The organism is Pseudoalteromonas sp. 2CM39R (genome assembly GCF_023161845.1).
In genome coordinates, this window is the sequence record NZ_JALNTM010000002.1 from 197,446 (window position 1) to 222,529 (window position 25,084).

A 25,084-nucleotide genomic window follows, 5' to 3' on the forward strand; every position below is an offset into this window, starting at 1 on the left:
CTAGGCAGAATCAATGACAGTTAAAAGACGCTTTAGCGAAACATCTATGACAATTTATAAATACAAAAAAACCGCCGAAGCGGTTTTTTATATTTTGTTGAGCTGACGTAATTAGCCTTTAACAAGTGCGGCAATTTCAAAAGCGGCACTATCTAAATCAAGCATTAGCTTTTCACCAGTATGGCGGTTTTTAAGCTCCACCTTGTTTTCATCGAGGTTACGCTCACCAATAACTAGCGTGAAAGGCACACCTAATAATTCCATGTCGTTAAACATAACACCTGGGCGCTCTTTACGGTCATCAAACAACACGTCTAAACCTGCATCTTTTAAACCTTTGTAAAGGTTATCTGCAATATCAGGAATACGATGAGACTTATGCATGTTCATCGGTACAATTGCTAAATCAAATGGTGCGATAGGTTGCGGCCATTTAATACCGTATTGGTCGTTGTTTTGCTCAATAGCGGCAGCTACGATACGTGATACACCAATGCCGTAACAACCCATTGTCATTACTTGGTTTTTACCTGATTCACTTAATACGCCTGCTTTCATTACTTCTGAGTACTTAGTGCCAAGTTGGAAAATATGGCCAACTTCAACACCACGTTTAATTTGCAGTGAACCTTGGCCACACGGGCTTGGATCGCCTTCCACGATATTACGGATATCAGCTACTTCGTAGTTTTCTACATCGCGATCCCAGTTGATACCGCTGAAATGTTCACCATCTTTATTAGCACCAGCTACAAAATCAGCCATTACGTTAGCTGTGCGGTCAACAATTATTGGCATTGATAGGCCGACTGGGCCTAATGAACCTGGTTTTGCGCCAATAGCAGCAACGATGTCTTCTTCTTTTGCCATTTCAAGCGGTGAGTCTACAAGCGGGTGTTTCTCAGCTTTTAACTCGTTTAGATCATGGTCACCACGTAATACAAGGGCAACTAAACCACGTTGTTCGTTTTCATCTGGTGCGCCATAAACGATTAATGTTTTCACGCCACGATGAGGTTTAACACCATAGTTCTCTTTAAGCTCAGCAATTGATTTTGCATCAGGCGTTGGGAACGCTTTTAGGTCTTTGCTTGCAGCTGGGCGCTCTTCAGTCGGTGCCAGTGCTTCTGCTTTTTCGATATTTGCAGCGTAATCACTTGCATCACTAAATGCGATTGCATCTTCGCCTGATTCTGCAAGCACATGGAACTCATGTGACACGCTACCACCAATTGAACCTGTATCAGCGATAACAGGGCGGTAATCAAGACCAAGGCGCTCGAAGATGTTGCAGTATGCTTTGTGCATTACTTGGTATGTTTTCTCTAAACACTCATCACTTAAGTGAAAAGAGTAAGCATCTTTCATCGTAAATTCACGAGCACGCATCACACCAAAACGAGGGCGAACTTCGTCACGTACTTTTGTTTGTACTTGGTAAAGAGTAAGCGGTAATTGCTTATAAGAATTTACTTCTTTACGTACAAAATCAGTGATCACTTCTTCGTGTGTTGGGCCAAGTGCAAATGGGCGGTTGTGACGGTCATTAATACGCATTAATTCAGGACCAAATTGCTCCCAACGACCAGACTCTTCCCAAAGATCAGCTGGTTGGATAATAGGCATTAACATTTCGATAGCGCCTGCTTTATCCATTTCTTCACGTACGATGTTTTCTACTTTTTTAAGTACGCGTAGACCAGAGGGCAACCATGTATACAAACCCGACGCAACGCGGCGGATCATGCCTGCTCGTAGCATTAATTGATGAGAAACAATTTCTGCATCAGACGGAGTTTCTTTAAGTGTTGCGAGTATATATTGACTGGTACGCATCTCTATTCCAAGTAGTGTTAAAATTATTATCGTTTACTCAAGACGTTTGAGTAATAACAAGGCGCTAAGTTTACCAGTGGAAGCACTGACACTAAAGCGCTATGTGCTAAAAACTAGCATTTTTCAATGCTGGTCACTGTATTATGATTGTCCTGAACATGCCACCTAATATTAAAATCATATAAGGTCATGCCGTAGCTTTGTTCTGAGTCACGTTGTTTTTTATAGGCAGGGCGAGGATCTTGCTTTAATACATTGCTTATAAACGCTTTTAATTCAGGTTGCTCAGTTTGCTTTGCAATAAACGCCAGAGCTTCTTCACTAAACTCAACGCTCATATCGGTTTCTGGTCGGGTATCGGCAAAGCCTGCGGTGGCATCGGTCATTGCGTCTGAGTAGGGCAAATAAGGTTTAATGTCTAAAATAGGTGTGCCATCGAGTAAATCGATACCTGAAAGCAATAAGCTTAACTGACCATTTTTGTATTCAATGCCTTCAAGTTTTACAGCACTCATGCCAATTGCATTTGGTCGAAAGGTTGCTCGTGTTGCAAATACACCTTTACGCTCATTACCGCCGAGGCGAGGGGGTCTCACCATTGCTGAATAGCCTTTATCTGCGGTTTCATGAAATCTGAATAATAACCAAATATGGCTAAATTCATCGAGGCCACGTACAAACTCTTCACGATTAAAATCGCTGCTGAATACCAGCTTTGCTTTAGCCTCAGGAACCAAACGAGGTTGGCGAGGTATGGCAAATTTTTGTTTATAAGGAGATTGAATATGGCCGACGGCAGTTAATTGGTATTCGCTCATTGTGCATTGTTGTTAAGAAAATCTGCCGACATTTTACATGCAAACACAAAAAAAGGCAGTCGAGACTGCCTTTTAAATTTTTAGACTATATAGTCTAAATTAAAACATGTATTGGAATGATACAGACGCTACATCCATATCTGGGTCAATATCATCTTCTAATTTATAGCGCTCATACTCTAAACGTACTTGCATGTTTGTTGTGAAGGCATATTCAACACCTGCACCATAAAATACATCACCACCGTCTGAGTCAGCACTGATGCTGCCAAGCTCGCCTAGGTCTTGCTCAATTTCAGCATCCCACTCTAGCCAACCACCTTTGGCATAAACAGAAAAGCTATCTGTAATTGGGGCTGCTAAGCGTGCTGCTAATGAAACACCGTCAATTTCAGCTTTAGAATCGATATCGCTTACTTCATCAAAATTTTGATAAGCAAGTTCAAGGCTTAAGTACTTGTTAAACTGAGTACCAATATAACCTTTCAGCATTTGTGAATCGTCATCAAAGTCAGTGTCATTTTCACTGTCTTCAAACTCAAAAGAATATTGGCCGTAGCCGATACCGGTATAAATACGCGGAGAATCCATTTCGGTAATATCTGCATGTGCAGCATTATTAAAACCTAGTAGTGCTAAAGAAAGTGCAGAAAGTGAAATTGCTTTAATCATTTAATAGCTCCTTTATAAAATAAATAAACGAATGTTTCGCGTCATTCACAAGGAGTATTGCAACGGCAATGCCAACACAAAAATAAAGCCTAAAGTATTGTTTTTAGGCTAGATTAAGTGGTTTTTTATACAGTTTGTTGAAACTGTAATCAGGCATTCAGTTTGGCAGTCGTAACAATTTCAGGGTGCTCTGTAGAAGTTACTAGGTACGGTTTATAATTTTTTGTTGCTTTAAGCTTTTAGGCTTTTTGTAAAAGGGTTTCTGTTTCTATCGCGATCTCTTTCATTTTTATCGCATAGTTTTCGATTTTCTTTTCTTCGTCTGTTACGGCTGTATATGAAGGTACTTCGATTGGGTAGCCTGCTTCATCCATAGCAATAAAACTTATAACACAATGATTGGTTTCAACTAGGTTTTGGGTTTTAGGGTCGCCACAGCGTACTTGAATAAAGATTTGCATACTGGTTTTACCTGTGTGGGCGATACTGGCTTTCACTTCGACTATTTGGCCAACCAAAATAGGGCGCTGAAACTTTACACCCGCAACAGAAACAGTAACGCAGTAATGACCGCTCCAACCTGCAGCACAGGCGTAACCAGCTTGGTCAATCCACTTCATTACCACACCACCATGAACCTTACCGCCAAAATTGACATCAGTAGGTTCAGCTAAAAAACGAAAGGTTACACTTGAAGACGGCATACTTTACTCACTTTTATAAAACACGACATTTTCAGCATAGCCTAAAAAAGGGGCCGAAGCCCCTGCAATTTAGGATAAATTTTAATTAAATGAGTAACGTGCGTTACATATTAGGGTAGTTTGGCCCGCCAGCTCCCTCAGGTGTTACCCAAGTAATATTTTGACTTGGGTCTTTTATGTCGCAGGTTTTACAGTGCACACAGTTTTGTGAGTTGATCACAAACTCTTTCTCACCTTCAACTTCTTGTACTTCGTACACACCCGCAGGGCAGTAGCGTTGTGCTGGTTCATCGAATTTAGGTAAATTCACTGCAATTGGAATCGAGTTATCTTTTAGCTTTAAATGGCATGGCTGAGATTCTTCATGATTCGTATTTGATAAAAACACCGATGAAAGTTTATCGAAGCTAAGCTTGCCGTCTGCTTTCGGGTAATCGATTTTTTCGGCCTGATCAGCTGCAACTAATGTGGCATGATCTGGCATGTTGTCTTCAAAATTAAACGGTAAGCTGCCACCAAATAAATTTTGATCGAGGGTGTTATAAGCACCGCCTAAGAACTTACCAAGTTTGTGCATAACAGGGCCAAAGTTACGTGATTGATAGAGCTCTTTGTACGCCCAGCTTTGTTCAAAAGCTGATTTATATTCAGTTAAATCGGCATTTTCTTTACCGTCACTAAGAGCTGCTACGATCACATCAGCAGCAACCATGCCTGATTTCATCGCCGTATGATTACCTTTGATCTTAGCAAAGTTCAATGTGCCGGCATCACAACCCACAAGTAAACCACCCGGGAAGTGCATTTTCGGTAATGAACGCAGGCCACCTTTGGCAATGGCTCTTGCACCATAGGCTATACGTTCTCCGCCTTCTAAAACATCTTTAAAGACAGGGTGATGTTTCATGCGCTGAAATTCATCAAACGGGCTTAGATGTGGGTTTGAGTAGTTAAGGTCAACAATTAAGCCCACCACAACTTGGTTGTTATCGCTATGATACATAAATGCACCACCACTGGTATCACCGGTTAACGGCCAGCCTGTGCCATGTACGACTGTGCCTTCTTTGTGTTTACTCGGGTCGATTTGCCAAATTTCTTTGAACCCTAAACCGTAATGTTGAGGTGATGCATCTTTATCAAGGGCAAAGTGTTTAATTAGCTCTTTACCTAAATGACCGCGGCAACCTTCTGCAAATACTGTATATTTAGCTCTAAGCTCCATACCCGGCATGTAACCATCTTTTTCGTTGCCGTCTTTATCAAGGCCCATATCGCCAGTGATAATGCCTTTCACTGTTTCGTCTTCAATAATTAAAGAGTGAGCACTAAAGCCAGGGAATATTTCTACCCCTAAGTTTTCCGCTTGCTCTGCTAAAAAGCGACATACATTACCCATAGAGACAATGTAATTGCCGTCGTTATGGAATGTTTTAGGGCTAGCAAAGTGGGGGATGCTGGTGGCTTTTTCACTGTTATTGAACCAGTAAATATCATCTTGCGTTACTTTAGTGGTAACAGGAGCGCCTAATGTCTGCCAATCAGGTAATAACTCATCTAGTGCTTTGGTTTCAAAAACCGCACCCGATAAAATGTGTGCGCCCACCTCAGAGCCTTTTTCTACCACACAGATCATTAATTCTTGTTGTTTTTCTTGTGCTTGTTGAGCCAATCTAATCGCAGTTGATAAACCTGCTGGGCCTGCGCCCACGATGACTACATCAAATTCCATGGTTTCGCGTTCGACCATATAAACCTCTTCTCGGTGACGGACCTGCTGTAAAGAACCTTATTTCATACTTGCAAATGAAACGTTACAGGCTGTGAATACTTTAAGGTTATTTTAGGTTGACGTTTACGTCAACAGGAAGTAGTCTGAATTCATAAAATAAATAAGTTGACGTTTAGGTCAACTTTGAGAACACACAATTGATGGAGTCACGATGAAAGTCCTCGTTCCAATTAAAAGAGTAATTGACTACAACGTCAAAGCACGCGTAAAAGCCGATAAAACGGATGTTGATCTAGCTAATGTAAAAATGGCGATGAACCCGTTTTGTGAAATTGCAATTGAAGAAGCTATTCGTTTAAAAGAAGCAGGAACTGCCACTGAGGTTGTTGCTGTAACTATTGGTAATAAATCATCTCAAGAGCAATTACGTACGGCCTTAGCACTCGGTGCTGATAAAGCCATTCATATTGAAACAGAAGAAAAGCTTGAATCTTTACATGTTGCTAAATTACTTAGCAAGATTGTAGAGCAAGAATCACCTGAGCTGGTTATTTTAGGTAAGCAATCGATTGACTCTGACAACAATCAAACTGGTCAAATGCTTGCTGCTTTAACGGGTCGTGGCCAAGGTACTTTTGCATCTAAAGTAGATGTTCAAGCAGGTACCGTTAATGTAACGCGTGAAGTAGACGGTGGCTTACAAACAGTTGCTCTTAAACTACCCGCTATCGTAACCACAGACTTACGTTTAAATGAACCACGCTATGCTTCATTACCAAACATTATGAAGGCAAAGCGTAAACCTCTTGATGTAATTGCTGCTGATAGCCTAGGTGTAGACCTTGCGCCTCGCGTACAGCTGGTAGAAGTAAACGAGCCAGAAAAACGCAGTGGTGGCATTGTCGTTGAAGATGTTGCGACATTAGTAGAAAAGTTAAAAACAGAAGCGAAGGTGATCTAAATGAAAACATTAGTGATAGCCGAACACGATAAAGGTGTTCTAAAGCCTGAAACCAATAAAACTATTACTGCTGCTGTTAAACTAGGCTTTGATGTAGATTTACTACTTGCAGGCGAAAACTTAGCTGCAATGAGTGAGCAAGCAGCATCAATTGCAGGTGTTAGCAATGTACTTATTGCCGATGATGCAGCTTATGCTAATCAACTTGCAGAAAACCTAGCTGATTTGGTTTTATCTTTAGCTGATAACTATTCACACATTGTCGCAAGCGCAACAACAACGGGTAAAAACTTTATGCCACGTGTTGCTGCACTTTTAGATGTAGCGCAAATCTCTGAAATCATCGACGTTATTGATGCAGATACCTTTAAGCGTCCTATTTACGCAGGTAATGCAATTGCCACAGTTAAATCACTGGATAGCAAAAAGGTTATTACTGTTCGTGCAAGTAGCTTTGATATTGCACAAGAGCAAGCGCCAGTAGCTGTAACTAGTGTTGCTGGTAAAGGTTCTGTTGGTCTGAGTGAGTTTGTATCAGAAGAACAAACTGAGTCTGAGCGTCCAGAGCTTACTGCAGCACCTGTGGTTATTTCAGGTGGTCGTGGTATGCAAAATGGTGAAAACTTTACGTTATTAAATGGTATTGCCGACAAACTAGGCGCAGCCATTGGTGCTTCACGTGCTGCTGTTGATGCGGGCTTTGTACCAAACGATATGCAAGTAGGTCAAACAGGTAAAATTGTTGCCCCAGATTTATATATTGCTGTGGGTATCAGTGGTGCTATTCAACACTTAGCGGGTATGAAAGACTCAAAAGTGATTGTTGCCATCAACAAAGACCCTGACGCACCAATTTTCCAAGTCGCTGACTATGGTTTAGTTGCTGATTTATTTGATGTGTTACCAGAGCTTGAAAGCGCTCTGTAATTCATAACGATTCTGGTTGTTAAAAGCTGTTCACCTTTCAGGTGCGCAGCTTTTTTTCGTTTAACTATTTTACCGGAAGGTAACCAAACTCAAGCATTTTCTGTTGTATCTTGTTTGATTTAACAATCACAGCGAGCTTGTCGCCAATCTTTTTTGAACGAGGTGATTGTGTATTAATGATTAGCACAAGTGGTCTAACAAAGGCATAGTCGCCACTTTGAATTGATTCAACGGAAGGGCTTACCCCATCTATCTCTAGTAACGTTACTCGATTAATACGTCTATCATTTTCTAATTTACTAATAGCGCCATATGAATCGTAGGCAATGGCATTAGGAATACGCTGCACTATCCCAAGCGCTTGATTGAACTGATCGTAAAGCTCTACTTTTTGTTTAGAAAATAAACCTCTATTACCCGCCATTTTTAAGCGTATAGAGTTACTGCCTGGTTCTTGAATATAATCTAAATTTAAATACTCTAAAAAGACGTCAAAACTACCATGACTAGTGCCTTTGCTAAAAAGCAGGATCTCATCATTTTTTGCGCTTAGCTCTGGAGTATAAGGCGAAACCTCAGACCATGCCTTTAGTTTTCCTTGGTAAATATCGCTAAGCTTTTTAGTGGTAAGCTCAGTGATGTTTAAGTTTTTGTTTACAAAAAATGCGATTGCATCTTGGGCTATGATTATTTGCCGCAAAAAGGGCCAGCGTTGTTGTTCTTCTTTTGTTAAATAACGCGAGCTAGTGCCGATATCTATAACATTTTCGGCAATTGCTTTAATGCCTTTATCACTGCCCATTGGCCTAATTTGGATACTATTGCCAAACTCTTGGCTTAAGTCGTCTTTTATATCGACTAATAATTCTGTCACTGTGGTTGAGCCTGCAATAAAAATAGGCTTCGAATTAATATTTTCTTCAATTGCATACGCACTATGTGCAGAGATAAGGGTTGTAGATAGCAAAAGGGCTTTCATAGAGCGAAATAGCATATAGACACAAACTCCTTAATAGTTAGCTTCCTATCAATATAGGCAATATGTCTGGCTTTGCTAATTCTTTAGGCTGTAAACTTTAAAATATTTAATGATTTACACACAAAAAAGCCGCTCGAAAGCGGCTTTTAGATTATGTAGCGTTACTCATTAGTAAGTCGCGTTGCCTTTTGTACGAGGGAAGGCGATAACGTCACGTACGTTACCCATACCTGTTACATATGCAACTAAACGCTCAAAACCTAGACCAAAACCTGAGTGCGGTACAGTGCCGTATTTACGTAGGTCGCGGTACCAGCTGTAATCTTCTTTGTTTAAGCCCATTTCTTCTAGACGCTTATCTAGTACATCTAGACGCTCTTCACGTTGAGAACCACCAATGATTTCACCAATACCTGGTGCAACTACGTCCATTGCAGCTACTGTTTTGCCGTCTTCGTTTTGACGCATGTAGAAGGCTTTAATATCACGCGGGTAGTTTTTGATAACTACTGGCGCATTAAAGTGCTCTTCAGCAAGGTAACGTTCGTGCTCAGACTGTAAATCTACACCCCATTCAACAGGGTATTCGAACTTCTTGCCACACGCTTTTAAGATTTCGATAGCATCTGTGTAATCAACTTGCGCGAAATCTTTAGTTACGAACTCTTCTAAACGAGAGATAGCGGTTTTCTCAACACGTTGTGCAAAGAATTCCATATCGTCACGGCGCTCAGTTAATACTGCATTGAAAACATATTTCAGCATGTCTTCAGCAAGTTTTGCGATATCTTCTAAATCTGCGAATGCAACTTCAGGTTCAACCATCCAAAACTCTGCTAAGTGACGAGATGTGTTTGAGTTTTCAGCACGGAAAGTAGGGCCAAAGGTATAGATTTTTGACATTGCTGAGGCATATGTCTCACCATTTAATTGACCAGATACTGTTAAGAATGCTTCTTTACCGAAGAAGTCTTCACTGTAATCGATGTCGCCTTTATCTGTGCGTGGTAAGTTTTGCATATCTAAAGTAGATACACGGAACATTTCACCGGCGCCTTCACAGTCACTTGCAGTGATGATCGGTGTGCTGATCCAGTAGTAGCCTTGCTCGTGATAAAAACGGTGAATCGCTTGTGCTAAACAGTTACGTACACGGGTTACCGCGCCCATGATGTTAGTACGAGGGCGAAGGTGTGCGTGCTCACGTAAATATTCAATGCTGTGACGTTTCGCAGACATAGGGTAGGTGTCTGGATTCTCAACCCAACCTAATACTTCTACAGAGTTAGCTTGAATTTCGAAAGACTGGCCTTGACCCGCAGAAGGTACAAGAACACCTGTTACAGATACAGAACAACCGGCAGTTAAACGTGTTACTTCATCATAATTATTGAGTGAATTAGGTACTACCGCTTGAATAGGATCAAAACACGAACCGTCATGAACGGCTAAAAATGAAATTCCTGCTTTTGAATCGCGGCGTGTACGGATCCAGCCTTTTACTGTTACTTGGCTGTCTACCGCAACCTTGCCTTTTAATAGCTCTGAAATCGCTAAATGGCTCATCTTCACTCCAATGATATAAGTTGCCTAATATAATAATGCTGTGCATTGCACTTGAATCGACTATCTTACCCTCGTAAATCAAATAAAAAAACTATTGAGGCGTACTCTTTAGTAGTTTTTCTTCAATTGAGTAAAATAGCAGCAATATTTTGCGTAAAATTTGCGTTTATTTAAATTCTCGCTGCGCTAATTGGTTATTTTGTGGCATTATTAACAATTCTCAATAGGATAACTGTCCTTTAGTCTTTAATTAAATTGTATAACAGGTGCTATGAAACAAGTTTTTATTCTTCGCGGCTTACCAGGCTCAGGTAAATCATATTACGCACAAAGCCTTGCTGATGAGTTGGTAGCTGGTAATGAAAGTGATTATGTCGTGTGCGCAACAGATGATTATTTTTATAATAGCGAAGGTGTGTATCAATTTGATAAGTACAAGTTATCTGAGTATCACAATCTAAACCTTGCACGCTTTATTAATGCCTTAGCAGAAGAAATCCCGTTAGTAATTGTGGATAACACTAATATTAAAAAGTGGGAATTTATCGCCTACGCACAAGCGGCCACTGCACTGGGTTATCAAGTAAAAGAAGTGATCGTTGGTGAAATTAAAGATAAATCATTGCAACATCTTTACGCTAAGCGCTGTGAACATAAAGTACCACTTCGAATGATCAGTAAAATGGCATATATGTTTGAGTGGTAAAGTTTAAAGGAAAAGGAAGCATTAGCTTCCTTTTTTAATGTCTTCAATACGCCTGTTGTTCAATGGCTGCATAAATAGCATTGCATAACGTAGTTAAGCTTTGTTCGTCGCTTATGTAAGGCGGCATCAAATAAACTAACTTGCCAAACGGGCGTATCCACACACCTTGCTCGATAAAAAAGCGTTGAATTTTTGCAATATCTACACTTCTATTAAGCTCAACAACTCCAATTGCCCCCAATGTTCGCACATCAACGACTTCATCGAGCTGCTTACTCTTAGCAAGCTGGGTTGTTAGTACATCATTTATATGTTCAATTTGTTCTTGCCACGGTTGCTCTAACAGTAAATCAATACTCGCGCAGGCTGTGGCACAAGCAAGTGGGTTACCCATAAATGTTGGGCCATGCATTAATACGCCGGCTTCACCTTCACTAATGCCAATAGCGACTTTGCTGGTGGTTAATGTCGCTGAGAGCGTCATCATTCCGCCCGTTAATGCTTTGCCTATACATAAAATATCCGGCTCAATGTTGGCGTGCTCAACAGCAAACAAGGTGCCGGTGCGACCAAAGCCTGTAGCGATTTCGTCACAAATAAGTAAAACATCATACTTATCACACAGAATGCGTAAGTGTTTTAAGTAATCAGGGTGGTAAAAATTCATTCCCCCAGCATTTTGTACTATGGGTTCAATGATAAATGCCGCAACATCTTGATGATGAGCAGCAAAATAGCTTTCAAGCGTATCAGCTTCAGCAGGGCTAAACTCACCATTAAATTTAGCACTCGGCGCAGGTACAAAAACATGTTCAGGTAAAAACCCTGAGTACATGCTGTGCATTGAATTAACCGGATCGCAAACGCTCATGGCTGCAAAGGTATCGCCATGGTAGCCCTTAAGCGGAGTCATTAATTTTTGTTTGCTGGTGTAACCTTGGCTAAGCCAGTACTGCAAGGCCATTTTTATTGCAACTTCAACACTCACAGAGCCACTGTCGGCTAAGAACACCTTATCGAGTGATTCAGGTGTGATACTGACTAGCTTTTTACACAGCTCAACAGCAGGCTCATGAGTTAAACCACCAAACATGACATGGCTCATTTTGCTAACTTGTGCTGTTATTGCTTCATTTAAAACAGGGTGGCAGTAACCATGAATCGCACTCCACCAAGAGGCCATACCATCTATTAGGCTTTCGCCTGTTTCTAAGAAAATACGATTTGCATTGGCATGACTGACAGGGTAAACGGGAAGGGGCTGAGTCATAGAAGTATAAGGGTGCCAAATATGCTCACGATCAAAATCTAAATCTATTGGTTGTTTATTAATCATATGTAAACTTTATATCACTTCGATTCGTTGACAATGTTACGTCAAGTCGTAGACTAAGCCAATCAAACCGTCCCAATAATTTAAAAAAAGAGACTATTATGGAGCACGCAGTTGTCCGTCACGATTGGACTCACCAAGAAGTAAAAGCATTATTCGAAATGCCGTTCAATGATTTGTTATTTAAAGCGGCCAGTGTGCATCGTGAAAACTTCAACCCAAATGAAGTACAAATTTCTACTTTGTTATCGATTAAAACCGGTGCTTGCCCAGAAGATTGCAAATATTGTCCTCAGTCAGGTCATTATAAAACAGACTTAGACCGTGAACGCCTTATGGAAGTAGAAAAAGTGGTTGAGCAAGCGCGTGTTGCCAAAGAAAAAGGCGCAACTCGTTTTTGTATGGGTGCGGCGTGGTCTGATCCGAAAGAACGTGACATGCCTTATATTTCAAAAATGGTAAAAGAGGTTAAAGAGCTAGGCCTTGAAACCTGTATGACCCTTGGCATGCTAGATAACGAAAAAGCCCATGCATTAAAAGACGCGGGCCTTGATTATTACAACCATAACCTAGATACATCCCCTGAGTATTACCAGCAGATCATTACGACACGTACTTACCAAGACCGTTTAAACACCATCGATAACGTGCGTGATGCCGGCATGAAAGTGTGTTCTGGCGGTATTGTTGGTATGGGCGAGCAGGCTGCTGACCGTTTTGGTTTATTAATGCAATTAGCTAATTTGCCGCAGCAGCCAGAGAGTGTGCCAATTAATATGTTGGTTAAGGTTAAAGGCACGCCACTTGAAGATGTCGAAGACTTAGATCACTTTGAGTTTATTCGTACCATTGCTGTTGCACGTATCATGATGCCGAAAAGCTATGTTCGTTTATCAGCTGGTCGTACGGCAATGAATGAACAAATGCAATCTATGTGTTTCTTTGCTGGTGCTAATTCAATTTTCTACGGTGATAAACTACTGACTACAGAAAACCCTGAAGCAGACGCTGACATGATGCTGATTAAAAAATTAGGCATGAACCCAGAAACCCGTGAAGATTATTCTGATGAAGCGGTTGCAGCATCACTTTCATCAAAAGTTGCTGATAAAGCAACATCAGAACTATTTTACGAAGCGTAATATTTAAATGGCTTTTGATTTTATTGCCGAGCATCTTGTTGAGCGACAAGCAGATTCATTACTGAGAAAGCGCCAACTTGTTGAGCAATCAAGTGGGCGCTTTATTCAGGTTGCAGGTAAACAGTATTTAAATTTCGCCAGTAATGACTATCTTGGCTTTGCTGATGATTTTATTGAAATACAAGCGCAGCATCTAGGTAGCCACAGTTCAGCATTAGTGAATGGTTATAATAAACCACAACAACAGCTTGAGCAGCGTTTATGCGAGTTATTAGGCTATGAAAGCGCCATGTTATTTAATAGCGGATTTAGTGCTAATAGCAGCGTATTAAAAGCGTTGTTTCAAGATAAAAGCGTGGCGCAATCATCGGCAATTTTTCAAGATAAGCTTAATCATGCCAGCCTAATTGATGGCGGCCTTCATTCTGCCGCTGCTATGGTGCGGTTTAATCATAACGACCTTAGGCACTTAGAATCTCGGTTACAAAAGTCAAAAGCAAAGCATAAGCTCATAGTGAGCGAAGGGGTGTTTTCGATGGATGGCGATCAAGCACCCATAGAAGCACTCTATAAACTTGCTAAACAATACAATGCGTGGTTGATGATTGATGACGCCCATGGCTTTGGCGTATTAGGCGAGCAAGGCTTAGGCAGTTGTGAGGCAATCAAGCCTGATTTACTGATTATCACCTTTGGCAAGGCGCTAGCAAGTAGTGGCGCTTGCTTGCTTGCATCAAAGCAAATGATTGATTACATGTTGCAGTTTAATCGTGAATACATATATTCAACGGCGATGTCACCACTGATGGCTAGTTGTACTCTTGAACGACTCGAAAAGTTAATAAAAGCTGATAAGAGACGCTCTCTGCTTACAGAAAATATTGCCTACTTTAGAGAACTTGCCAAAGAGCGTAACTTAGCATTAATGGAATCAACAACGGCTATACAACCTTTGGTATTGGGCGATGCAGAACACACGCTTGCCGTTGCTAATAAGCTTAAAGATAAAGGCGTGTGGTTAACCGCTATTCGACCGCCCACGGTGCCATTTAATACGGCACGACTTAGAGTAACCATAAGTAGCGCGCATCAAGCTGACGATATAAAACAGCTTGTTGATTCGCTAGTGGAGTGTTTATGAGTGTTCAACTGCAAGCGCCTCTAAGCTTTCAACACAGTAATAAGCTAACAACACAAACTAAGTTCTCTAAAGCGGCTGCAAATTACGCGAGCCATGCTAATGTTCAAAAACAAGCGGCTGCGCACTTATTCAAAATGATGGCCAGTAAACATCAGCAGGGTACTTGCCTTGATTTAGGTGCAGGGCCTTTAGTTAACACGGCAATGCTTAAAACACACTTTGATACTGTATTGGCAATGGACTTAAGTCATTCCATGCTCAGCACAGAACAAAACCCGCATTGTTTAAAAGTGTGTGCTGATATGGACAACCTACCATTACAGCAAAATTCGCTAGATTGTGTGTTTAGTAATTTTGCAATGCAATGGTCTGCTGATTTAAAAGGGCTACTTAAAAGTCTTTTTTATTCACTAAAAGCAGGTGGTAAGGTTTATTTAAGCTGTGTTGTAGATGGATCACTTAAAGAAATCAAACAGGCATTTGCTTGTTTAGACGAGCAAAGCCATATTAATCAGTTTCATAGTGCTAGTCACATTATTGAGTATGCAAAATTGGCGGGGTTTAAACTGAACTTTGCAGCCGATAGATGTTATATAGATGCTTATAACTCTCCATTAGAAGCACTGCGTTCAATAAAAGCGATTGGTGCTACATCATTGCAAACTAAGCAAAAACGCCAAGGGTTATTAACGAGGCAGGCACTTAATAGTGTTTGTAGGGCATACCCTCTGGTTGATGGGCATGCTAGAGTGAGCTATCAAGTTGTCCTTTTAGAACTCGAAAAATAGAATTAACTCAAAAATGAAAGAATTTTTTATCACGGGTACAGACACCGATGCCGGAAAAACCCATGTCACCAGTTTATTATTAAACTTACTAGCTCAATATAAACAGCGTGCGGTGGGTTTTAAACCTATTGCAGCAGGTGCAGAAGAAGCATTTGGTCAGTTAGTCAATGATGATGCATTAACCTTAATGGAAAGCTCATCAATTGGGGTTAAATATAACATAGTTAACCCCTTTACCTATGAGCCACCCATTGCACCGCATATTGCAGCAGACCAAGTAGGGGACAGACTGACATTTGATAAACTTAATGTTGCTTATGCAAATGTAAAAGCACTCAATACCGACTATATTCTTACAGAAGGTGCAGGCGGTTGGTGTTTACCTATCAACGAAACCGATTTACTCAGCGATTGGGTTAAATCACAAAACCTTAATGTTGTGCTAGTAGTAGGCATGAAGCTTGGTTGCCTTAATCACGCACTATTGACAGCTGCTCACTTTAAAGCGCTTGGTGTAAATTGTGTGGGTTGGATAGCAAATCATGTAGACCCAAACATGCGTGAACAAGAGGCCAATTTAGAAACACTAAAATCAGCATTACCTTTCCCGCTTTTAGCGATTAGTCCGTATACAGACGGCACCCCTAAATTAAAAATTTACAAAACCTTACTTGAAATTTTATCTATCAACCCATAATAATTGAGTTGTTACTTTTGACATACTCTGTCACAATTGGTTGCAATTAGTTCCTTGCAACCAATTGCATAAGCCCTAAACTGAGTTGGTAGAACACCCAGATAATTTTATTAACTAACGATTTTTAACCATGTCGTTAGTTAATACAATTGGTATGTTTATTCTGAGGTTTTTATGAAGCGTGTATTTTTGTTTCTACTTACAAACTTAGCGGTAATGCTAGTGTTAGGTATTGTGTTGTCTATTGTGATGAGCGTACTGGGTATTAGCCATCGCAGTTTAGGCGGCATTTTAGTTATCTCAACTGTATTTGGTTTTGGTGGATCGTTTATTTCGTTATTTATGTCGAAATGGATGGCAAAAAAATCAACCGGTGCACATGTTATTGAACAGCCTCGTTCTGAAACAGAACAATGGTTAGTTTCGACGGTAGCAGCGCAAGCTAAAAAAGCAGGTATCGCGATGCCAGAAGTGGCTATTTACGATAGCCCTGAAATGAACGCATTTGCGACCGGCCCAAGCAAAAACAATTCGCTGGTGGCTGTGAGCACAGGTTTATTACACAACATGAATCAAGATCAAGCTGAGGCGGTATTGGCTCATGAGGTGTCACACATTGCAAATGGTGACATGGTAACGCTTACTCTTATTCAAGGTGTAGTGAATACCTTTGTTATCTTTATGGCGAAAGTATTGGCAGGTATTGTTGATAACTTCCTTAATAGTGATGAAGAAGAGGGCGGTAGTAGCTGGACATACTTCTTGTTCGATATGATTTTCCAAATGTTATTTGGTGTTCTAGCAAGTGTGATTGTTGCTTACTATAGCCGTAAACGCGAATTCTCTGCGGATGCCGGTGCAGCAAAACTAGTAGGTGCAGATAAAATGCGTAGCGCCCTTGAGCGTTTAAAACAAAACCACCCATCACAACTAGAAGGTTCAATGATGGCATTTGGTATTGCAAGCGGTAAAGGTGTTGCCGAGTTATTCTCATCACACCCACCACTTGATGAGCGTATTAACGCATTACGTTAATCTTAAACACGAAAAAGCCAGCTTAATGCTGGGCTGATACTTAAATAGGGATCTGAAAACTCAGATCCCTTTTTTATTTCATAGTTAAATCAGTTGTTTAATAGTGATGCAATGTCATAAATTACATTCGAGAGCATCTTTATACCCAATAAAAACAACATGTTAATAGCTTTACTGTAATTAATGATGTGAAGTGTAATACCAATTGTCAGCGTATTTTATTATTTGAGTTACATCGTCTTCATCTAAATCTGCATAATTCCTTGGATCGCCGCCGTCAGGGACATATAGAAATCCAGAATAATTATCTAATATTCCCCTAAAGGTAAAGAAGAAAACGTATTTCAACCCTTCGATATCTTGAACCACAATTTCGTTTCCCCCCATTGATATTTTTGAATACTCAGAGCCTAGTGCTATCAACGAGGAGTTGTGTTTTACATTTGAAATAAGTTCGCCAGAGTATACCCTCTGAACGACTTCTTGACGTTGGGATTCATATAAATGGAAATCAGCATCTATCCATAGCTTTGTGAAAGGAACAAGCTCTAGAATGGCAAAGGCAACCAACTGGATTGCTAAAGGAATTGTTGCAAGCCAACGAATCTCTTTGAATTTAAACAGGCATGAAAGGCTAAAACCAACCCCTGTTAAAAAAATAACAAACACCGCAAGCATCAGCGGCATCATCAAAAAAGGAGTTATCCAGTCAATGATCGTCCATTGAAAGGCCATTATCAATATTGCGAAAGCTGACACCCACAGAGCTAGCTTTGTTCTCTTCTCTATTCCTTTAATCATTGATTTCCTTGTTGTAAATTCTTAATTTTGCTCGCGACTGTAAAGTCTAATATATCATTAATTGTATATTTTTTATCGGCAATGCCAAGTTTTTTAGCTGGTGTTGTTGGTTCCTGACGCAGACCTTTATTCCTAAGTGATTTTTCGTCGGTCAGCACGTAATTATTGTAGACCCTCAATATCTCAATAATCATAACCGCCCATTTCGGGTTGTATGAAGCGTATCCATTCCATCTCTTACTGTTTGTTGCAGAAGTTATTGGACGCTCGAACATATTGATCCGACGGCGTATCATTTGGAAGTAATTATCAACGCCATATGTGGATACATCTAGTAAGTTTTCAGACAGCAATTGACTGAGGGATACAGCACCATGAAAGCCTACTAGTGGCTTTACTTGAACAGAGTGCCTGGATTTAGGAAACGGATGAACTAGCCACTCTGATTTAGCTGATCCTGATTCAATGCTACGTTTGTGCATCTCGGCAGCCCAATACTGTTGCGATATTTGAACTAACTTATCTCTATCTACTTTGGCCCTCTTTATATCGCTCATCGTAACCCCATGCTTAAGAAGAACTTGTTCTGACCAGGCACGCTTGTCTTGCATTTGACTTGCATTGTTCCTTTCTGCCTTAACAAGCACAGGGTAGAGTTTATTGGCCGCAATCTGCTCTTTCATAACTAATCCAATACCAAGTTCAAAGCCTTCGTCGGCATCGGCAAACAAACGAGTATAACGAGCCTCATTTATGTATTGTTTCATTTGTTCAAGGTGCGCCATTAATGAATAGGTTTGTTGTACTAACAGATTTTTACTTGGCGCTTTCAGAGCAAGGGCATCACCAACGTCATCGCTTTCAACTTCTTGATGAGATAAGACGTATTGACCATACCTTCTCTTATGCTCAGGTTTTTTAAGGTCACTGCACCTACTAATGTCTCTTTTTATTACCTCCCAGTCTGAAGTGGTGTCGAAATTAACTGTACTAGCAAATACAAACCGAGTTTTATTGTCTACCGTTGAGGTATTAACTAGTTTTGTAGGGCGACTATCTCTTTTGTCACTCCAGTTAGACAGGTAGTGTTGCCTGTCCTGACTTCTAAGGTCTTGCCCTTTAAAGCCTGAATGTTGTTTTGAATGTGCCAACGGTCAAACTCCACACACTGGTTAAAGAAAAACTCAATACGGTGGTAAATTAAGGTGATAGGTACACCTAAAATTTCTTCCATTCTGTTGACGATACCCTTGTTAACAAGCATCCCGAACAGTATTGCATTGATGCCAGCTCTTTTTTGACCGTACTCCGCATTCAATGGAATGTGAAAAGGATTGTGGCAAGCATTACATTCGAGTCTTTGCGCTTCTCGATGCTTTAGTGATTCCACTGTAGAGGGCACTGTACCCCTTAACGTGTAACGCTTTGGTTTGTCTAGCCAATTTACAGTGGCGTTTCTACATGGCCTGGTTCTTCGTCTAGATGTTTCTAGTTTCTTATCAGGGCAACATATCTCTTTTATGGAAAATATTTGCTTCTGCCTATTTGCCTCTTCAACAAAAGCTTTGTTGTTGATCAGCTTCGTGCTTGTTCCACAGATGGTGCAAGTTAACACTCGACCTATCTTCGTTTTAGTAAACCTGTAATCATTACCTAACCCACGCATTAAAGAGCCGTCCTCTTTACGCTTAGGATTGAGGGCAACTACTCCATAGTTTCGACAATTCGGGTTCTTGCAGTAGTTTAGTTGAATAGCTTTGCCCGTTATGGGATCTTTGTATGCTCTTGGTATTGGAAAAGCAGTTGGTTCATCTCGCTCATTCTGGTGAGGTGTTTTTGAAAGTGGCTTGTCACCTGAATAATGAAACTTAATGTAAAGCTCTGCGGTGATAAAGGCATCGATTGCTGCACCGTGAGTTTTTCTTTCAGCAATGTCTATGCCGTAACGAATACAAGCATTATCTAATTTAACGTACCTACCATCGTTTTCCCTTTTAGCGAAGTCTTTCATCAGACAAGATACATCGTAATCTCTTTTGAAGACAATATCTAAACCACATCTATCAATTTCAGCTTGAAGGAAGTCTATGTCGAATTCTGAATGGAAAAAGGAAAGCCTTGCTCCATCGATAAACTCTAAAAACTCTTCAGCTATCTGGCAGAAGGTTGGCTTATCAAGTAAAAATGAATCTTGAATTTGGTGTACTGCGTGGGCTTCAGATGTACTTTTCTTACCTTCGGGGTTTATGAAGTAGTGAAAGATACTGCCCGTAATATCGCCATCAATAACTTCTACGGCAGCAAGGTTTATAATGCGATGATTGCCTTTGTGAGGAGACAAGCCTTTTGTCTCGGTGTCTATTATTACTACTCTGTCTATTGATCCCCCTAGAAATCAATTCTAGTAATAATATGAAAAATTTCAATTAGACATTTAAGTTGCTGATATTAAATGGTTAATACTTGCTCGTGAATGGTATCTGTGATCATTGTCTAATGCTAAAGGCATGATTTTAAGCATATAAATGAAAAGGGATCTACATAAGTAGATCCCTAATAAAGTATCAGCCCAGCTTAATGCTGGCTTTTTTATTGTTGGTTTTTCTCTCGCTCGAGTTGTTGTGGCAATAATACCTCAACAATTTCACGGGCCGGTAAGGTATATCTTACGCCATCGAACATTACAGATGTATGTTCATCAATACTGGTGATCCCTGTTAAGGTCCAGCCTTCACCGCGTTCTTTACAGTATACTGTGGTGGTAGGTTGAATTACTTTAAATTCTTCACTCATCGAACTTAATCTAATTGCTTGAAATTGCGTTTATAGTAAGACAATAATGCCAGCTCATAAAGCAAAAAGAAGAAATTAACGTGTCTAGCCACGATGACATAGCCTTTGACTTACGCCCAATTCGACATAAAGATTGCCAAGCGATATGGGATATTTTAAAAGATCCGCAAGTACAAACGTTTAACGATTACGGCGCTGATATAACGAAAGGTGACGTGTATGACTTTATTCAAGGAGACATAGAACGTTTTTATAATCAACAAGGCATTCGTTTAGTTATTGTTTTACGAAGTAGTGGGCAGGTTATTGGCAGCGTAGGCATATTTAACATAATTGACGGGCAGGGCATGTTGGGGTTTGAGTTATCGTCAAAATACTTTGGCAAAGGAATAATGCAAAAGGTACTAGATAGGCTATTTGAAAAACTGACGACCTTTGTACCTGCTCCGCTAAACAGTGTGGTAGCTTTAGTTAACCCAAATAACAGCGCAAGTATTAAGCTTTTAACTAAATGTGGCTTTCAACAACATGACGCGCACTGGGTAAAATACGTTAGCTAATTACTATAATAGTACAATCTTGTTCTGCTAGAGTTGCTACTATAAAATAGCGCCTTATTTTCACAAAGGAGCGCCAGCAACTATGGCAAAGGCCAAACCAATTACCAGCATTGAAAGTTACGGTATTTACAGTCATTGGGATGCAAAAGAAAAAGACCTGCCACAAATTACCGAATTTACAACAGACGTTCCTGCACAGTTAGATATTGAATTTGGCTTTATTGTTAATATTAAAAAGGCCAAAGGACAAAAAATTAAATTTTGCGTTTACCACCCAGATATCCCCGATGAAGATGGCGAGATCATGCCACCATTTGAGGGCGAGCAGTACGTTAAAACAAACGATTGGCAGTTTTATTTAGGTGATACGATATGGGCACCTGTTGATAATAAAGTTGGTATTTGGCGCATGACTATTGAGTTAAATGGCCATATAATTGCCGATAAATCCTTTAACTTATTAAAGGAAGCCGAAGGCACTGCCACTGAATTTTGGAAGCATCGCGGTTATTAATCTTTAAACGAGAGAGGGACTATGTATCAAGGAAGTTGTTTGTGCAGCAAAGTAAAAGTAACTATTGCTGGTGGCATAGATTCAATTATTCATTGTCATTGTTCTTTATGTCGTAAAAACTCAGGCACAGCCTACGCAACCAATGGCTTTATTCAACGAGATGGTTTTAACCTCACAGAAGGTAAGCAGCATCTAAGCGCGTTTGAATTTAAACCCGGCAGAACTCGCTATTTTTGTAGCTGTTGTGGCTCGCCTATTTATAGCGAGAATAAAGATGACCCAAGCCGCTTACGTATTCGCTTAGGTTTATTAGATAGCGATATAAACGAGCGCCCGATCAGTCATAACTTTGTAAGCTCTAAAGCAAATTGGGATACATTTGACGAAAAAATTCCATGTTATGATGGTTTTGAACCAAGTAGAGGGAAGTAACAGCCATGATAGCGAATACACCAAAACCTCCTTATTATGCAGTGATATTTACGAATACCTTATCTAACGATACCGCCGGTTATGAAGAAGTAGCTAATAGAATGGTAGAACTTGCAGAGCAACAACCTGGATTTTTAGGTATAGAGTCTGTTCGTGATGGTATGGGTATTACGGTGTCGTATTGGCAAAGCTTAGATGCAATAAAAGCCTGGAAACAAAACGTTGAGCATTTAAACGCCCAGCAGCTCGGCAGAGACAAATGGTACAGCGCCTTTACAACGCGTATTGCTAAAGTAGAACGTGATTATTCATTGTAATAGTCATTAACCACAAAAAGAACACATCATACTATTTTTGGTTTAATTTCAATCTGGGCATAACCCCTAATTTTAAGCTTCTTAATAAACAGGGTAAGTGTGTAGGATCTAAAAAGGAGCTCATGAAATAATTAGCCACAATCACATTCTTTGGGAGCGAAGTGTCAAAAGGGTTTAAACGTTTGTTTTCTAAAAACACTCAATACTTGTTTGACTTGAGTGTGCTTAATGTAACTAGCATCACACCAATAGCAAAGCCCATTACTAAACCACCCGATAAATCGGAACTAACACCCAGTACCGTATCCGACTCTTTGACATTTGTTAGCCAGTGAAAGAGCATGAACGAAACGCTAGATATTGATGAAAGTAGAATTAGCTTTACCTTGTTAGACACAACAACCTCAAATATTGACGTATTTTAGTTTTATGGTTGTTAAGTAATAGCAGACGTTGATTGATATTGCGAACAATCTTGAAAGTGTGCAATTAGATTAGAAAAAAGCCCACAATAGTGGGCTTAGTGTTTATCGTAACTACAAAGTGTAATTAAAACCGATGGCAATACCGTCATCTTCGGTTTGTGACATCTGTGCTTCTTGCTCTGCGTCATTACTCGAAAAATCGCTGAAATCTTTACGGGCTTCGATATATAAAATGGTGTCTTCAGCCATAAAGTAGTGTGCACCAATTACTGCAAATTGGCGTTTGAATACATCTTCAGGGTCGGCATTAAAGTTTGGCTGAATAACATAGTCACTACCTGCATCAAAAACGTTATAAGCAACAAAGGTACGAATGTCATTATCAAAGCGATAGCTTAAAATAGACTCTAGACCAACAGCATCTTTTATTAAGCGGCCTAAGTTGTCTGTATCGTGGTTTTCGTTTTTATTTATATTCGCTGATGCATACCAACCTGGTTTATAAAAATCACCATAGGTTATGCCCATACCATAAATTAAATCGTTTACTGATTGATTTCTGCCACCTGCGTACACAATATCGAACTGGCCGCGGTTAACACCGGCAGTGACTTTTAAATTAGGGCTAACCGAGTAGGTGAGTGCAGCGCCATAAGTCGAGTTAAATTCTACTTTTTGTGCAGCATTGTTTCCTTGGTTCCAAAGTACTTCACAAGAACTTCTTGAAATATCAACGATGTCGCAGGTATAAAATTCATCAGACTTTAGCTGTGCTTGTAGCGCTAAATGAAAATCACCCCAGGTATTACGATACTGCAGTACTTTATCGCCGCGGCCTGTACCATTCACAGCACCATCATCTTTATTGTAGGTATAAACACCTGCAGCGTTACCATCCCACACTAAGCTGTAGTTGGTGTTGTAAACAACGTCGTACCATGCGCCCCATTGTTTACCTAATGTCACTTGGCCATAATCGTCATGTTTAAGACCAACATAGCCTAAACGGTTATATAAAAACTCATCTTGAATTGTTTCAAAGCGATTGTTGTAAACGATATCACTACTACCAACAGGGTTTACTCCCCATTCAAGTAGAGCAAAAGCTTGCCAGCCATTTTTTAATTGGCGCTTAAAATCAAAATTGATGCGTGATGCACCATTTACTACCTCTGTTTCGCCTTGAGTATTAATAACTCTTGCATCGATAAAGCCACCAACAGTAACGCTATTGGTTTGATCGTTATAGATCTCGATGGCATTGGCTGTAGGTATGGCAAGCATACCTGCAACAAATAAGGCAGTGTGTGTTCTTTTCATAAAGTACCTTGATTAAATATTGTCCCTAATAGGTATAATTTAGTTAAGAGGCGGAGATTATCAAAGCTAAAATAGGGTCAAAAGTGAAAAATTATCATGCAACAAACCTACATAGAGGAAAATTTATTCACTTTAGGTTCACTGTGTTGAATTATCAATGAGTTACCTAGTCTAAAAAACAGACACCTTCTGACTTAGCGTTCTGAGCATAAGTTTAGTGTTTGGGGTTTCTGCGCCTAAACCATACAACAAGGTCATAAAATAGCAGTCGAGCAATATAGCTGCTTTCACTTTATTAAATTGCGGTTGGTCGGCAAAAACCAATGATTGGATTAATTCCATGTGTTGTTGTTGGAATGCTTGCGAAAATAGCCGCTGACTAAAAAGCACTTTATAAAAGCGGTGATGTAAACAATAAAACTGATAAAAATATTGTGCGTAATGATTAATCTTTAAGCGAGCAGGGCGGTGTATGTCGGTTTCTTTTGCGCGCTCTAACACATCATTAAATTTATCTTCGAGGCAAGCTTCTAAAATAGCCACTTTATCTGCAAAATGATTAAACAAGGTACCAACCGCTATGTTACTTGCTGCTGAAATTTGCCGCGTTGAAGTATCGTTAAACCCTTGCTCAGTAAAGAGTCGCCAAGCAGCCTCTAAAATACGTTGATGAGTATCGCCATGTTTGCTCATTTTTAACCTGCTGTTTTTATATGGTTATTTTAAAAGTGAGCGTGCTCATATATTTTAATGAGCGCGCTCATAAAAGGTAGACGATAGTGATGAGCCTGTAAAATGAGCAAGTGTATTTAATTAAACTTTCATGGCGTGCCAAGCGGCTTTAGTTTAAAATTGCACGCAGTTTCGTTTTTACTTTTTACCCGC

27 protein-coding genes are annotated in these 25,084 nt (G+C 40.1%); 12 read left to right on the forward strand and 15 right to left on the reverse strand.

Features of this window, described 5'->3' with window-relative positions; translation table 11 throughout:
* Nucleotides 1-111: 111 nt before the first annotated feature.
* From MTF66_RS04945 to MTF66_RS04965, 5 genes are all read right to left on the reverse strand, one after another.
* Nucleotides 112-1,836 carry a proline--tRNA ligase gene (locus MTF66_RS04945; protein WP_248526598.1) on the reverse strand — a complete coding sequence of 575 codons (1,725 nt, stop codon included), beginning with the start codon at nucleotides 1,834-1,836 and terminating at the stop codon, nucleotides 112-114.
* Nucleotides 1,837-1,949: 113 nt separating this feature from the next.
* The gene (gene tsaA / locus MTF66_RS04950; protein WP_054553913.1) at nucleotides 1,950-2,654 is read right to left on the reverse strand and encodes a tRNA (N6-threonylcarbamoyladenosine(37)-N6)-methyltransferase TrmO; all 705 of its coding nucleotides are present in this window, start codon (nucleotides 2,652-2,654) and stop codon (nucleotides 1,950-1,952) included.
* Nucleotides 2,655-2,753: 99 nt separating this feature from the next.
* The gene (locus tag MTF66_RS04955; RefSeq protein ID WP_055198360.1) at nucleotides 2,754-3,326 is read right to left on the reverse strand and encodes an outer membrane beta-barrel protein; all 573 of its coding nucleotides are present in this window, start codon (nucleotides 3,324-3,326) and stop codon (nucleotides 2,754-2,756) included.
* A gap of 239 nt (nucleotides 3,327-3,565) precedes the next feature.
* Entirely contained in the window at nucleotides 3,566-4,030 is a 465-nt protein-coding gene (locus MTF66_RS04960; RefSeq protein ID WP_054561436.1) for an acyl-CoA thioesterase, read from the reverse strand.
* Between the two features lie 103 nt (nucleotides 4,031-4,133).
* A complete protein-coding gene (locus MTF66_RS04965) occupies nucleotides 4,134-5,780 on the reverse strand; it encodes an electron transfer flavoprotein-ubiquinone oxidoreductase (protein WP_248526599.1) in 1,647 nt (548 codons plus the stop codon).
* Between the two features lie 193 nt (nucleotides 5,781-5,973).
* Between MTF66_RS04965 and MTF66_RS04970 the strand changes: the two genes are divergently transcribed.
* Both MTF66_RS04970 and MTF66_RS04975 read left to right on the forward strand, forming a co-directional pair.
* Entirely contained in the window at nucleotides 5,974-6,723 is a 750-nt protein-coding gene (locus MTF66_RS04970) for an electron transfer flavoprotein subunit beta/FixA family protein (protein ID WP_054561438.1), read from the forward strand.
* Nucleotides 6,724-7,650 (forward strand): electron transfer flavoprotein subunit alpha/FixB family protein, encoded by a 927-nt coding sequence (locus tag MTF66_RS04975; RefSeq protein WP_248526600.1) that lies wholly within the window; start codon nucleotides 6,724-6,726, stop codon nucleotides 7,648-7,650.
* A 64-nt stretch (nucleotides 7,651-7,714) separates the two neighbouring features.
* Here the strand turns inward: MTF66_RS04975 and MTF66_RS04980 are convergent, their stop codons facing one another.
* A complete protein-coding gene (locus tag MTF66_RS04980) occupies nucleotides 7,715-8,644 on the reverse strand; it encodes a substrate-binding domain-containing protein (protein ID WP_248526601.1) in 930 nt (309 codons plus the stop codon).
* Nucleotides 8,645-8,797: 153 nt separating this feature from the next.
* Entirely contained in the window at nucleotides 8,798-10,195 is a 1,398-nt protein-coding gene (gene asnS, locus MTF66_RS04985) for an asparagine--tRNA ligase (RefSeq protein WP_248526602.1), read from the reverse strand.
* 271 nt (nucleotides 10,196-10,466) lie between these two features.
* Here asnS and MTF66_RS04990 point away from each other — a divergent pair, with 271 nt between their 5' ends.
* Complete coding sequence (locus MTF66_RS04990) at nucleotides 10,467-10,901, forward strand: ATP-binding protein (protein WP_054561441.1); 435 nt, start codon at nucleotides 10,467-10,469, stop codon at nucleotides 10,899-10,901.
* A gap of 43 nt (nucleotides 10,902-10,944) precedes the next feature.
* Here the strand turns inward: MTF66_RS04990 and bioA are convergent, their stop codons facing one another.
* On the reverse strand, nucleotides 10,945-12,237 hold the full coding sequence (gene bioA, locus MTF66_RS04995) for an adenosylmethionine--8-amino-7-oxononanoate transaminase (RefSeq protein WP_248526603.1): 1,293 nt from the start codon (nucleotides 12,235-12,237) through the stop codon (nucleotides 10,945-10,947).
* Between the two features lie 98 nt (nucleotides 12,238-12,335).
* Between bioA and bioB the strand changes: the two genes are divergently transcribed.
* From bioB to htpX, 5 genes are all read left to right on the forward strand, one after another.
* A complete protein-coding gene (gene bioB, locus MTF66_RS05000) occupies nucleotides 12,336-13,376 on the forward strand; it encodes a biotin synthase BioB (protein WP_054553903.1) in 1,041 nt (346 codons plus the stop codon).
* Between the two features lie 7 nt (nucleotides 13,377-13,383).
* The gene (locus MTF66_RS05005; protein ID WP_248526604.1) at nucleotides 13,384-14,517 is read left to right on the forward strand and encodes an 8-amino-7-oxononanoate synthase; all 1,134 of its coding nucleotides are present in this window, start codon (nucleotides 13,384-13,386) and stop codon (nucleotides 14,515-14,517) included.
* Nucleotides 14,514-15,305 carry a methyltransferase domain-containing protein gene (locus tag MTF66_RS05010; protein WP_248526605.1) on the forward strand — a complete coding sequence of 264 codons (792 nt, stop codon included), beginning with the start codon at nucleotides 14,514-14,516 and terminating at the stop codon, nucleotides 15,303-15,305. The genes MTF66_RS05005 and MTF66_RS05010 overlap by 4 nt, the downstream gene beginning before the upstream one ends.
* A 13-nt stretch (nucleotides 15,306-15,318) precedes the next feature.
* Nucleotides 15,319-16,002, forward strand: a complete 684-nt coding sequence (gene bioD, locus MTF66_RS05015) for a dethiobiotin synthase (protein WP_248526606.1) — start codon at nucleotides 15,319-15,321, stop codon at nucleotides 16,000-16,002.
* 174 nt (nucleotides 16,003-16,176) lie between these two features.
* Nucleotides 16,177-17,037 carry a protease HtpX gene (gene htpX / locus MTF66_RS05020; RefSeq protein WP_054561446.1) on the forward strand — a complete coding sequence of 287 codons (861 nt, stop codon included), beginning with the start codon at nucleotides 16,177-16,179 and terminating at the stop codon, nucleotides 17,035-17,037.
* Nucleotides 17,038-17,217: 180 nt separating this feature from the next.
* Here htpX and MTF66_RS05025 read toward each other — a convergent pair whose 3' ends face one another.
* The 4 genes from MTF66_RS05025 to MTF66_RS05040 form a co-directional block, all read right to left on the reverse strand.
* Nucleotides 17,218-17,838, reverse strand: a complete 621-nt coding sequence (locus MTF66_RS05025; RefSeq protein WP_248526607.1) for a hypothetical protein — start codon at nucleotides 17,836-17,838, stop codon at nucleotides 17,218-17,220.
* Nucleotides 17,835-18,989: a hypothetical protein gene (locus MTF66_RS05030; protein WP_248526933.1), complete on the reverse strand. Its 1,155-nt coding sequence runs from the start codon at nucleotides 18,987-18,989 to the stop codon at nucleotides 17,835-17,837. Before MTF66_RS05030 ends, MTF66_RS05025 begins: the two co-directional genes overlap by 4 nt.
* Entirely contained in the window at nucleotides 18,875-20,218 is a 1,344-nt protein-coding gene (locus tag MTF66_RS05035; protein WP_308199918.1) for an exonuclease domain-containing protein, read from the reverse strand. The genes MTF66_RS05030 and MTF66_RS05035 overlap by 115 nt, the downstream gene beginning before the upstream one ends.
* Before the next feature lie 209 nt (nucleotides 20,219-20,427).
* On the reverse strand, nucleotides 20,428-20,631 hold the full coding sequence (locus MTF66_RS05040) for a hypothetical protein (RefSeq protein ID WP_054561447.1): 204 nt from the start codon (nucleotides 20,629-20,631) through the stop codon (nucleotides 20,428-20,430).
* Nucleotides 20,632-20,711: 80 nt separating this feature from the next.
* Here MTF66_RS05040 and MTF66_RS05045 point away from each other — a divergent pair, with 80 nt between their 5' ends.
* The 4 genes from MTF66_RS05045 to MTF66_RS05060 all read left to right on the forward strand — a co-directional run bounded on the left by MTF66_RS05045 (nucleotide 20,712) and on the right by MTF66_RS05060 (nucleotide 22,454).
* On the forward strand, nucleotides 20,712-21,191 hold the full coding sequence (locus MTF66_RS05045; RefSeq protein WP_248526609.1) for a GNAT family N-acetyltransferase: 480 nt from the start codon (nucleotides 20,712-20,714) through the stop codon (nucleotides 21,189-21,191).
* A gap of 82 nt (nucleotides 21,192-21,273) precedes the next feature.
* On the forward strand, nucleotides 21,274-21,705 hold the full coding sequence (locus MTF66_RS05050) for a DUF3859 domain-containing protein (protein ID WP_054553896.1): 432 nt from the start codon (nucleotides 21,274-21,276) through the stop codon (nucleotides 21,703-21,705).
* A 21-nt stretch (nucleotides 21,706-21,726) separates the two neighbouring features.
* Complete coding sequence (locus MTF66_RS05055; protein WP_248526610.1) at nucleotides 21,727-22,137, forward strand: GFA family protein; 411 nt, start codon at nucleotides 21,727-21,729, stop codon at nucleotides 22,135-22,137.
* Nucleotides 22,138-22,142: 5 nt separating this feature from the next.
* Nucleotides 22,143-22,454 (forward strand): antibiotic biosynthesis monooxygenase, encoded by a 312-nt coding sequence (locus tag MTF66_RS05060; protein WP_248526611.1) that lies wholly within the window; start codon nucleotides 22,143-22,145, stop codon nucleotides 22,452-22,454.
* Nucleotides 22,455-22,653: 199 nt separating this feature from the next.
* Here the strand turns inward: MTF66_RS05060 and MTF66_RS05065 are convergent, their stop codons facing one another.
* From MTF66_RS05065 to MTF66_RS05075, 3 genes are all read right to left on the reverse strand, one after another.
* Nucleotides 22,654-22,797: a hypothetical protein gene (locus MTF66_RS05065; protein ID WP_248526612.1), complete on the reverse strand. Its 144-nt coding sequence runs from the start codon at nucleotides 22,795-22,797 to the stop codon at nucleotides 22,654-22,656.
* Nucleotides 22,798-22,990: 193 nt separating this feature from the next.
* Nucleotides 22,991-24,199, reverse strand: a complete 1,209-nt coding sequence (locus MTF66_RS05070; protein ID WP_058584993.1) for a porin — start codon at nucleotides 24,197-24,199, stop codon at nucleotides 22,991-22,993.
* A 171-nt stretch (nucleotides 24,200-24,370) separates the two neighbouring features.
* Nucleotides 24,371-24,892: a TetR/AcrR family transcriptional regulator gene (locus MTF66_RS05075; RefSeq protein WP_248526613.1), complete on the reverse strand. Its 522-nt coding sequence runs from the start codon at nucleotides 24,890-24,892 to the stop codon at nucleotides 24,371-24,373.
* Nucleotides 24,893-25,084 lie beyond the last annotated feature (192 nt).

What these genes read in the sequence shown, in the direction of transcription:
- MTF66_RS04945 (WP_248526598.1), bottom strand. Translation starts at nt 1,836, where the DNA reads ATGCGTACCAGTCAATATATACTCGCAACACTTAAAGAAACTCCGTCT.
- tsaA (WP_054553913.1), bottom strand. Translation starts at nt 2,654, where the DNA reads ATGAGCGAATACCAATTAACTGCCGTCGGCCATATTCAATCTCCTTAT.
- MTF66_RS04955 (WP_055198360.1), bottom strand. Translation starts at nt 3,326, where the DNA reads ATGATTAAAGCAATTTCACTTTCTGCACTTTCTTTAGCACTACTAGGT.
- MTF66_RS04960 (WP_054561436.1), bottom strand. Translation starts at nt 4,030, where the DNA reads ATGCCGTCTTCAAGTGTAACCTTTCGTTTTTTAGCTGAACCTACTGAT.
- MTF66_RS04965 (WP_248526599.1), bottom strand. Translation starts at nt 5,780, where the DNA reads ATGGTCGAACGCGAAACCATGGAATTTGATGTAGTCATCGTGGGCGCA.
- MTF66_RS04970 (WP_054561438.1), top strand. Translation starts at nt 5,974, where the DNA reads ATGAAAGTCCTCGTTCCAATTAAAAGAGTAATTGACTACAACGTCAAA.
- MTF66_RS04975 (WP_248526600.1), top strand. Translation starts at nt 6,724, where the DNA reads ATGAAAACATTAGTGATAGCCGAACACGATAAAGGTGTTCTAAAGCCT.
- MTF66_RS04980 (WP_248526601.1), bottom strand. Translation starts at nt 8,644, where the DNA reads ATGCTATTTCGCTCTATGAAAGCCCTTTTGCTATCTACAACCCTTATC.
- asnS (WP_248526602.1), bottom strand. Translation starts at nt 10,195, where the DNA reads ATGAGCCATTTAGCGATTTCAGAGCTATTAAAAGGCAAGGTTGCGGTA.
- MTF66_RS04990 (WP_054561441.1), top strand. Translation starts at nt 10,467, where the DNA reads ATGAAACAAGTTTTTATTCTTCGCGGCTTACCAGGCTCAGGTAAATCA.
- bioA (WP_248526603.1), bottom strand. Translation starts at nt 12,237, where the DNA reads ATGATTAATAAACAACCAATAGATTTAGATTTTGATCGTGAGCATATT.
- bioB (WP_054553903.1), top strand. Translation starts at nt 12,336, where the DNA reads ATGGAGCACGCAGTTGTCCGTCACGATTGGACTCACCAAGAAGTAAAA.
- MTF66_RS05005 (WP_248526604.1), top strand. Translation starts at nt 13,384, where the DNA reads ATGGCTTTTGATTTTATTGCCGAGCATCTTGTTGAGCGACAAGCAGAT.
- MTF66_RS05010 (WP_248526605.1), top strand. Translation starts at nt 14,514, where the DNA reads ATGAGTGTTCAACTGCAAGCGCCTCTAAGCTTTCAACACAGTAATAAG.
- bioD (WP_248526606.1), top strand. Translation starts at nt 15,319, where the DNA reads ATGAAAGAATTTTTTATCACGGGTACAGACACCGATGCCGGAAAAACC.
- htpX (WP_054561446.1), top strand. Translation starts at nt 16,177, where the DNA reads ATGAAGCGTGTATTTTTGTTTCTACTTACAAACTTAGCGGTAATGCTA.
- MTF66_RS05025 (WP_248526607.1), bottom strand. Translation starts at nt 17,838, where the DNA reads ATGATTAAAGGAATAGAGAAGAGAACAAAGCTAGCTCTGTGGGTGTCA.
- MTF66_RS05040 (WP_054561447.1), bottom strand. Translation starts at nt 20,631, where the DNA reads ATGAGTGAAGAATTTAAAGTAATTCAACCTACCACCACAGTATACTGT.
- MTF66_RS05050 (WP_054553896.1), top strand. Translation starts at nt 21,274, where the DNA reads ATGGCAAAGGCCAAACCAATTACCAGCATTGAAAGTTACGGTATTTAC.
- MTF66_RS05055 (WP_248526610.1), top strand. Translation starts at nt 21,727, where the DNA reads ATGTATCAAGGAAGTTGTTTGTGCAGCAAAGTAAAAGTAACTATTGCT.
- MTF66_RS05060 (WP_248526611.1), top strand. Translation starts at nt 22,143, where the DNA reads ATGATAGCGAATACACCAAAACCTCCTTATTATGCAGTGATATTTACG.
- MTF66_RS05065 (WP_248526612.1), bottom strand. Translation starts at nt 22,797, where the DNA reads ATGCTCTTTCACTGGCTAACAAATGTCAAAGAGTCGGATACGGTACTG.
- MTF66_RS05070 (WP_058584993.1), bottom strand. Translation starts at nt 24,199, where the DNA reads ATGAAAAGAACACACACTGCCTTATTTGTTGCAGGTATGCTTGCCATA.
- MTF66_RS05075 (WP_248526613.1), bottom strand. Translation starts at nt 24,892, where the DNA reads ATGAGCAAACATGGCGATACTCATCAACGTATTTTAGAGGCTGCTTGG.